At 57.2% G+C, this 9,246-nt stretch carries 6 protein-coding genes and 3 pseudogenes; 2 read left to right on the top strand and 7 right to left on the bottom strand.

Annotated elements, in window-relative coordinates; translation table 11 throughout:
* Nucleotides 1-276: 276 nt before the first annotated feature.
* Together CKW40_RS41375 and CKW40_RS41370 are read right to left on the bottom strand one after the other, a co-directional pair.
* A complete protein-coding gene (locus CKW40_RS41375; RefSeq protein ID WP_095205282.1) occupies nucleotides 277-2,904 on the bottom strand; it encodes an HAD family hydrolase in 2,628 nt (875 codons plus the stop codon).
* A gap of 1,034 nt (nucleotides 2,905-3,938) precedes the next feature.
* Nucleotides 3,939-4,144 (bottom strand): annotated as a pseudogene (locus CKW40_RS41370) (IS256 family transposase); the annotation flags it as partial.
* Between the two features lie 388 nt (nucleotides 4,145-4,532).
* Here CKW40_RS41370 and CKW40_RS45185 point away from each other — a divergent pair.
* Together CKW40_RS45185 and CKW40_RS44280 are read left to right on the top strand one after the other, a co-directional pair.
* On the top strand, nucleotides 4,533-4,829 hold the full coding sequence (locus CKW40_RS45185; RefSeq protein WP_244571543.1) for an IS110 family transposase: 297 nt from the start codon (nucleotides 4,533-4,535) through the stop codon (nucleotides 4,827-4,829).
* A 285-nt stretch (nucleotides 4,830-5,114) separates the two neighbouring features.
* Nucleotides 5,115-5,309: a hypothetical protein gene (locus CKW40_RS44280; protein ID WP_179298311.1), complete on the top strand. Its 195-nt coding sequence runs from the start codon at nucleotides 5,115-5,117 to the stop codon at nucleotides 5,307-5,309.
* Here the strand turns inward: CKW40_RS44280 and CKW40_RS41360 are convergent.
* The 5 genes and pseudogenes from CKW40_RS41360 to CKW40_RS45685 all read right to left on the bottom strand — a co-directional run.
* Nucleotides 5,303-5,683, bottom strand: a pseudogene (locus CKW40_RS41360) (transposase); the annotation flags it as partial. The gene CKW40_RS44280 and the pseudogene CKW40_RS41360 overlap by 7 nt on opposite strands.
* Nucleotides 5,684-5,981: 298 nt before the next feature.
* Nucleotides 5,982-7,013: an IS110 family RNA-guided transposase gene (locus CKW40_RS41355; RefSeq protein ID WP_095205281.1), complete on the bottom strand. Its 1,032-nt coding sequence runs from the start codon at nucleotides 7,011-7,013 to the stop codon at nucleotides 5,982-5,984.
* A gap of 516 nt (nucleotides 7,014-7,529) precedes the next feature.
* A pseudogene (locus CKW40_RS41350) lies at nucleotides 7,530-7,970 on the bottom strand (transposase); the annotation flags it as partial.
* Nucleotides 7,971-8,025: 55 nt separating this feature from the next.
* The gene (locus CKW40_RS41345; protein WP_244571545.1) at nucleotides 8,026-8,844 is read right to left on the bottom strand and encodes an IS3 family transposase; all 819 of its coding nucleotides are present in this window, start codon (nucleotides 8,842-8,844) and stop codon (nucleotides 8,026-8,028) included.
* Entirely contained in the window at nucleotides 8,823-8,993 is a 171-nt protein-coding gene (locus CKW40_RS45685; protein ID WP_342202978.1) for a hypothetical protein, read from the bottom strand. The genes CKW40_RS41345 and CKW40_RS45685 overlap by 22 nt, the downstream gene beginning before the upstream one ends.
* Nucleotides 8,994-9,246 lie beyond the last annotated feature (253 nt).

The following is a 9,246-nucleotide window of genomic DNA, read 5'->3' as shown; positions in this document are numbered from 1 at the left end:
CTCCGATTGCTGCTGGGCCCGGGTCCGACTCGTGAGCCCGTTTTTCATCATATCGGGGAACAACCGCCGCCTATGCGCAAGGGCTACAAAGCGGCACGTGGACGCGGCTCCCGCGATTACCCCATGTAATTACGTTTTCACGATCTAACTTTGCCACCGCGCCGGTCACTTCTCATAGGATATGAACAATCCCGAGTCGATCGTCGCCGCCGCGTGCACGTTATCCGCCGAAGACAGTGAACCAGCGCTGCGCGAGCGGGCATGAATTTCCCTCCTCTATTGCGAGGCACCTGGCCTCAGCGGTGGATCAGATGCCCTCGAAACCAACGGGCGAAAGATTATATGATAGTAATGAGGCGTTTTGACCTGTCGCAAATCCACGGGAGGTATTGTCGCGACACTTGCCTGTGACAGGCACCGGTAAATCTCTCCCTGACGGTTGATTTCTTCAAGATCGAGAGAGCTCGACACATTGCTAGATATGCTTCTTGCACCGCTATTCATTTGTATATCTGAGATTTGCAACCATTCGTAATGCTCCCCCAAAAGCAGTTTCACACTGGTACCGCTTACATATGGCAGCATGATGGAGAAATATCCGTCATGCAGATGGTGTGCTCTGAGCAAGAAGACGTTGGACTCGTGTGTGCTGCCTATCGAGACTTTCAAAGGCGCAAAACGCACATTCATATCTTCTGGGCCTAGATCAAGTTGAAATCTTCTTTGCACCAGGCCGCTGAATGTGAAGTCGAGCCCCAAGCTACGCGTTTCATATGCACCCAGCCGATAAGGTGATGGCAGGCACCTCACATTCTTCCAAGCACTTTCTAGATGATAGATCGTCTTGTTACGATGTGGTCCCATAAACTTGTCGTGCTGGAAGTCCTTGAAATATTCCAACTCCGCTTCAATAGGCATGTAGGCATGACGAAATAGTGCTGCATGGGCGGTCTGCTGCAAAATCGAATACTCGTGCGTCACACCTGACCCGGTAAAAAACGTCCTCGCATCATTGATGAACCGCAAGCATTCGCCTTGAACACTGGCAACCTTATTGTACTGACTTTCACTAACCTTGGTTGAACCAAGAATTGGCTCGCCGTCCATATCATAGTCCACGACGGTCCCTTCTTTGAAAGCGCAGCATTGCTCAAATAAAGTGTAATTCCACCATGGTGACGTAATGAGTGCTTTGCTGTTCACCGCTCGATAAGGTTCGTCGGAGGCAACTAAATAGCAGCCAACTATGTCGACCTTCAGCTCTTCCTTGAAGGTACGAACTAAATATTCCTGCGTTCGACCAATATAGCCTATGTCTGCCAAGATGACCGTATCGCCTTCCTCCAATTCCAATTCCTTTGACATATAGCGCATTAAGCGGGCGCGCAAGGCAGCGGAGTTCTTGAATATCAACTCCAACACGTCCTCGTCGTGCAGCAACTGATGGAACGCCGTTTTTGGATCGTCAGATTGATGGGCGATCCGTATTAACAATTCCGTCACTTCAGGCGGAAGCAAAAGCTGTTTTGCAGTGGCATGAAGATTGTCAAATTGGAGTTCGATTCCCCTGATGTAATAATCGACGTCGGCGCGGGTTTTGAAAGAGACCGCAATAGCAATGAATTTGCGGATTCGTATCAGCTTGCCGACGGGCTTGCGCGCATAGGCTTCACACGCAGCTGAAAGAAGATAAGCATCACGCAACAGAAAAAAGACCCTTACTCGCTTGCCCTGCTGTTGTAGTGCCTCCACCTCGTCCATAAGAAAACGAGCATAGGCATATAGCACCGGACCAAACGACATGTAGCCGATCACTGTCTCAGGATTGTACGGCCGCAGGTTTGCGACAGAAAAAACCGGTCGAAATGGACTATAGCGGGGCTGCAAAACTGTTTCCGGTGCGGCCTGTTCGAGTACGATCAACGAAGATGCGGCGTTCTGTAGGCGCAAAAAGTCTGCGGCCTCGTGATCAAACGGCCGGAAATGCAGCGCACGTACGCCCAATTTCCGCGGCGCTTGGGCATCGGATACGTCATTATCTCCGATATGAAGTATTTGCGAGGCGGGCACGCCACACTCTTTGATTACAACCTGAAAAAGGGCATGGCTCTTCGGCGTCCCATAATCGACAGAGCAGTAAATCTTGCTGATTGCCTGCATAACGTCTGCTGGCAAATGCCGAGCCAAGAGGCGCCTTAACTCGTTTTTGCGCAAATACGTATCGCTCACGACGACAATTTTGATACCACGGGAGTGCGCCAGCCTGATCAGTTCTACGCACGGTGAGAATGCATAGCAAACATTCATTTCGGTCAGGATTTCCGTCTCGACCAAAAGCTCCCGTTCCTCACCAGAAAGCGATGTAAAAGGCTGATAAATATCACTGATATCGATCTCCCCGAATCCGTTCTCTAAAGCCTTCGCTCGATAGGCACGCGCAGCAGCGCTAATGCGTTGGTGAGGAGTTATCCCCAAGCTTCGCGCAACGGGATTGGCGGCCAGCACGGCGAAAACGTCTTTAGGTGTCGCTGTCTTGCGCCATAGCAGCGTATCGAAACAGTCAAGTGAGAGTACCTTTACGGTATCATTAAACTGGTCCAGAATAGTGCGGATATCGTTGGCCGTTATTTGAGCCGTACTGAACGTATCACTCATGTCCACCCGGAGCAGGCGACCATCCGGTTTTTGCCGGTGCGCGGTCTTTTCTGTCAGGCCGCCCCCGTCGGGAAACATTGCATCGCTGTGGCCGATAAACTCATAGGCGTCGTCGCCGGGAAGGCACGGCACGAACTCACCATGAAAGTCAGGATCAAACATATGTTCAATACAGAACTGTCTGGAAGACTGCTGAACAATATCGGTTTGCTTTATCTTGGCGGCCAAGCGCTCCAGTATAAGGTGCATACATTGTCTCCTTCGCGCAATCGCAGTCATTCTGGTTGCTAACTTCCCACTTGTCGCCCACTCTTGGGCCTGGGCCCTCCGCATCGCCAAAGTGTTGAAGTCAGCGGCAACCTCTTTCGCTATGGAGCTTCCAAGGAGCCGGCAATTAAAATAGCGATGTCCCGAACTGTTGAGGGACTTGGAGTCGAACCGGGTCTGCTGAGCAAAACTCCGCTGTTCTTACCGCCAGACGATCCCCGTTCCATCGTTTACGCCCTGCTCCTGGCAGACACGAAATGCGGCTAACGTCAAAATACATCCGACCATTGGTTGACCTTCTGCGTCTCATCAAACGGTTGAACGAAGACTATCATATAGAGATTTCTCGTCAACGTTGCGACGGGAGTGCAAGAGATGGCGGCAAGTAGTTGATTATGCGGGGAACACCTGCGGGTATACGCGCCATGGCTTTGTGATGTTTTGATGAAGAAGTTGTAAAGCTGATATAAGGTACGGAAAAAGCTCCATCTGACGCCGCAGGAGGTAATTTTGCGAGAGATACACCGCTGGCCATCGTGCGGCAGGCCAACCAGCACTCGAGTCGGCATGTCTGCGTACGAACGCGCTGAAGCGGGGTGTGCGTTGCCGTCGCCAGAGCGCAGTCACGGCGTTCCGCCATTGCATCACATGGGTAGAGATGGATTACAAACGGGGAGTGTCTTGAGCTATGGAACGAAGAGGTCGCGCAGGGCGGAGAAGGTCGAGACGAAGCGCTGAATGGTGGATGATCGCCTCTCAAAGTTGCGCTGGCGGCAAGGCGGCAGGTGATGCCTGAAAGTACAGCTCTGGTCGCACAAGGGATTGAACAACCGCGCTGAAGACGGGAGCGGACGCTTCGGCGCACCTGGGGAGGTTTCCCGGTTCGTGAGAGTTGCCCACAATCTGTGTGGCGCCCTCTTCGGCTTTGTCACTGGGATCCTTTGAAGGACGGGGGGGCGCGGAAAGCACTCGCCCGGGACTGTCAGGATTTCCGTGTGCGCTCCGGCGGTTGAACATTACGCCGCCATGGCAGCCTTGATGAAGCGCTCGCCGAAGATGACGGCGAACTGGGCCTTGGCCATGGACCACTCACGTGGCGGCATTTTCCACTCTTTCTCGGACCGGTTCAAGATCAGATAAAGCAGCTTGGTGGCGGCTTCGTCGCTGGGGAATGGCCCCTGAGCTTCGAGTTCAGTGCCTCGATGGCATTGGTAACCGGTATGAGATTCTTGGTGCCGATGTCCGGGCTGCGGTTTTCGCGATCGCGGCGTATGGTGCGACCATCCGGGACAGAGGCACCGGGAGCACGAAGGTGCGGGCAGGCCGATTTACACGATAAGCTGCGAGCTCGTGTTAGTAGCTGGCCGCCTCGGCGACTCGACCGGTTGCGCCGTGAGCGCGAAACCGTAGTTGTCGTGTCGCCCGCCGCTCCCCTTTGACTGATCGAGAGGAGACAGAGGAATGCGACGTGTAATCGGAATCGAAAACCACCGCACCTTCGGTGAGGTGGTTTTCTGGGAGGACGGCAAGCTTCGCCTTGGGGCCGTGTCGACACGGCCCCACGGCGCCGGAAGGCTTAGGCAAGAGCCTTTTGGCGACGGAACGAGGTGGTGATCGAGGCGACCGGCAACTGCATGGCGGTGGCCCGGGTGCTGTCGCCCTTCGTTAAGCGGGTGGTGATTGCCAATCCGCTGCAGGTGAAGGCGATCGCCCATGCCGCCCATGTGAAGACCGACAAGATCGATGCGGGCACCTTGGCCAGCCTTTGTGCGGCTGGCTACTTGCCGGAGATATGGACGCCGGATGCCGCCACCGAGCGGATGCGCTGGCTCGTCGCGCGCCGCTACCAGTGCGGCATCGCACCCGGATCAAGAACGAGGTGCATGCGATCCTGCACGCTCATCTGATCTCGAAGTGCCCGCATGCCGATCTATTCAATGGTCGCGGTCGCGCCTGGCTGATGCGCCAGCCGGTGCCCGATGATGAACGTGCTGCGATCGAGCGGCACGTGCGCGAACTCGATCGGCTTGCCGAGGGACCTGGCAATCCTTGACCGGGAGATAGCCGAAAGCGCGACGGATGGCCCCGGCGCCGTCAAGTCATCGCGGAAGGACGCGGCGTCTATTGCCTCAATGTCGGCGGCGTGCAGATCGATGAAGCCGTGGTGGCGGCTTCCTTAGGCACTCGAACCGGTGCGCCTAGCCGCCACACTTGAGGCGGCCGAGCGGCTTGAGAACGACCGCGAGGCGGCACTCAAGCAATGGCGGCTGGACGTCGAGCGGGCGCATTGTGCCGTCGACCGCGCCGAGCGGCGCTATCGCGCCGTCGATCCCGACAATCGCCTGGTCGCCCGCCGGCTCGAGCAGGAACAGGCCGGGGGCCGGTGAACAACTCCGCAGGATGCCTCGCCCTGCGTGAGGAAGCCGGTCTCATCGATGACAAGGACCGCATCATCTGTGGCGAGGTGCTCTACAACATACTCTCGCACAATGTCGCGAAGTCCGTCTGCGTCCCAGCGTCCGCGACCCAGAATGGCCTGTTGCCGCCACGGGCCGGAATCACCGGCCGCCTCTGCGCGCATCCAACCTGTCTTACGGCGCTCGTCACCCAGCAAGCCGTCCAGGAAAAGGCTCGCCGACGCCGCAACTCGCTCCTGCGTAAACAGTCCGCGCATACCGGCCTTCACGTCACGCAGCGACGATGTCCACAGTTCCAGCGTCGTCACGATTGATGCACCCGTCATCCATGATCTCCGAATCATGGAGACCTATAGATTCAGACTACAGGTGAATACGCAACTGTAATGCTTCTGTAATGGGCCTTCGTTCGTCAAGTCCCCTCTGAACGATATCTCGTCGCCAGGATCATGCTTCTGTCCGTGGTCCGCGCGAAGGCCGCCACACTATGCCATAAGATCCAGAGCCGGCAGGTCAATCGAGGAAGCGTGGTTTGCCCAAGCATTCACAGCACTACACACGACCTTGCCAAACCCTCGTCCCAACGACGGGACCTCTGTAGAAGCGATGCCGTTTCGGATCGCTCCGAACCTCCTCTACCTCCTATACAGTCGTAGCGGCCTTGCTCCGGCGGAAGTCGGTCGCATCCACCCACATACGATCGAGCACGACGCCCAACTTGCGGGCAAGGGCTACCTTGGCACGCTTCATGCCCCGGCGTTTGGCCACGTCGAGCGCCCAGTGTTTAAGGCTCGAGAAGCGGGTCGCACGCGTCAACATGATGTGCGCCGCTTCAAAGAGCGCTGTTCGCACCATGGCGTCGCCGACCTTGCTGACACCACCGTCCCGATCGGTCTCACCGGATTGATATTTTTTGGGCGTAAGCCCGAAGTAGGCTCCGACCGTACTGGATTTTCCAAACCGCATCGGGTCGTCCACCGCCGAGCGATAGGTCAGGGCGACCAAGGCCCCAACGCCAAGTGTGCTCATCAATCTCCGGCAGACCTTATCAGCGCGCGCGATCTTCAGCATCTCGCGATGGAGTTTGGTGAACTCGCACCACAACGCCATCCGCGCCGCCAGCATCGCACCAATCATCGTCTCCAAAGTGACGTGCCCTGCTGTCAGCTCCCGGATGCGCGTCTCAAACTTTCCACGACTGACCTCTCCGACCTTCAGCCCATAGCCGCGCAAGATCCCGCGGATGCTAAGTTCGACGTCGAGAAGTTTGCCTTGCAGAAGCTTGCGTCCAACAAGAAGGGCTCGGCCATCCTTGCAAGTCACCGATTTGGCATGAACCGGACGGTACCATCCCATCCGCAGCAGTTGGGCGATCCCGCGTGTATCTTTCCGGTCGGTCTTCACCGTCATAGCCGAGAGCGCCGCCTTCACGTGCCGCGTCTCGAGCAAAACCGCATCGCGTCCGGCGGCCACAAGCCCGGATTGCAGCCATTGCGACAATGGCCCGGCCTCGAGCCCAATGCGACTAACAGACAATTCCAGTTCGTCGAAATAGCGGACCAGCGCCTCCGGCTCGCTGGCGATCTTGACCTCGCGCATGATCGTTCCGGTCGCGTCAACAATGCACACGCTGCTCTCTTCCAGAGAGACATCGATTCCCGCATAATGTTCCATGGCTGTTCCTCTCATGATGTTTGGAGCCGATCGCTCGGACTCCGTTTCAACACCATCATTCTGAGGGACAGCCACCCAACCTGGCTATGCTCGCGAAGGCCGGCCCATTACCGCATCTAGTCAACTTTGGCGCCTTCTTGCGCAGTGAGTCAGATGCTCCGATTTGCGCTGCGAGATCTTGCTGGATTCATCACAAGTAAGGCTCCTTGCCGTTCCGGCTCATTGGCCGGGAGGCTGTTCCCTGCGGCAAACCTTTGGTGCGGGCGAATGGTATTGATAGGTCCTCCCCTGACCAACGAGGCCCAGGTGATGCTGGCGATCTCTTTGGCTAGACTAGTTTCCGTCCATAAACGTGGGTATTTCAGTGCGTTTACAATGAGTTGCGCGCGATTGAAAGCGCGTTTACGGGCGCGAACGGGTCGAAGAGTGTTGTTTGTCGCCAAAATAGTGTCACCGGCGCGTGCGGTAGCGGCCGGCATGGGTCGGCGCGGGGCAACCTGCGAACCCGGGGACAGTTCAGGTCGGCTTGAGGCGGGTGAAGATGACGAGGTTGTAGGCCACGACCGAGGACCAGACGTAGGTCTTGAAGTGATCGAGGCCGCGCCAGGTGCAACACGCCAAACCGTAGGCGCGCTTGAGGCATGAGATGCCGGCCTCAATGCCGGCGCGGAAGTTGCGCAGCTTGCGATAGACCCACTTGCTTCTGACCATGTCCTCGATCCTGAGGCCAGCTTTCTTGTGGAAGGCCATGTCGGAAACGCCCCACGCTTTCGCTGTGGCCAAGTTGGCGCGAGTAGCGAAGCCTCCATCGGCGGCCGCCTGCCGCGGTGCCTGACCATAAAAGGCGATGTGGCGCCTCAGCATCGGTAGCAAGCGGTCGCTGTCGGCCGGGTTGCCTGCTTCGATCATCAGATCGAGGATCATGCCGCTCCTGCCGGTGGTGAGGTTGAGCTTATATGAGGAGGGTCAAGCTGGAACTTTTATTGGAGTGCGCCCCTCGGAGCGGACAGGATCAAGCGGTAGTTTTGACCATCTGCCGGGCGTGTTGGTTCTCGAACTGTTGCGGGCTGAGATAGCCGAGCGCTGAGTGCAATCGGCGGGTGTTGTAAACCTCATCAATGAAGCGGGGAAGATCCTCAGCGACGTCGGTGAAGGTTTCATAGGCCATCGGATAGATGGCTTCGACCTTCATCGTCTTCATGAAGCTTTCCGCTTTCGCATTATCGTAGGGATTGCCACGCCGCCCCATCGATCCAATAAGATCGTGCTCGGCGAGAAGATTGCGGTAGAGGCGTGCGGCATATTGCGCGCCTCGGTCCGAGTGATGGACGCAGCCCGGCGGTGGCTTTCGCCGTTCGATTGCCGCCTTCAATGCTGCAACGGTCAAGCGCACGTCGATCGACCGGCCGATGGCGTAACCAACGACCTTGCGTGACCAGGCATCTAAAATGACCGCGACGTAGACGAAGCCCGCCGCAATCGCCACGTAGGTTATGTCGCTTACCCAAAGCCGGTTCGGGCCGTCGAGTGAAACGTCCTTCGCCAGGTTCGGGAAGATCGGCCATTCATGATCGCTGTCCGTGGTGGCGATGAAGCGTCGCCTGATCCTGGGCTGCAGATCATGCTCGCGCATCAACCGTCTGACCTTCTTGTGGTTCACGACGATGCCGCGCTGCCGCAGTGCCGCCTGCATGCGGCGATAGCCGTAGGCTTCGAAGCTGTCGGAGATCTCACCCATCGTCTCGACGAGCGCGGTGTCATCCACAGCGGTTTCGGGCTGATCGTAGTAGGTTGATCGCGCGATCCCCATCAGCCGGCATCCTTCAGCGATGCAGACACCGCGGGGCCGGTGATCACGGATGTAGGCCCGCTTCTGGGACGTGGTGCGCTTTTCAGAGCCCCCTTTAGAAACTCGATTTCCAAGGCTTGCCGGCCTACCAGCCGCTCCAGCGCGGCGATCCGCGCCTCATAGGTCTGCATCGTTTCGGCCGCCGCCACATCCTCGTCGAAGGCGCCGGCCTCGTATTTCTGGACCCAGATACGGATCAGGTTACGCGCTAGCTTGTGTCGCCTGGCCAGACCATGCAGCGTCTCGCCGGAGAGGAATGGCCTGCTGCCGGTTTCGTGGACACCGAGATAAGGTGTTTAACGGAACTGGAGAGTGGGAATGCAAAGAAGGAAGTTCAGCCGCGAGTTCAAGCTTGAGGCGGTGAGATTGATCAAGGATCGGGGC

The sequence above is a fragment of the Mesorhizobium carmichaelinearum genome (assembly GCF_900199455.1).
In the GTDB taxonomy this organism is placed as follows: Bacteria; Pseudomonadota; Alphaproteobacteria; order Rhizobiales; family Rhizobiaceae; genus Mesorhizobium; species Mesorhizobium carmichaelinearum.
The sequence above is the reverse complement of the archived record's forward strand: the minus strand, read 5'-3'. Positions and strand labels throughout refer to the sequence as shown.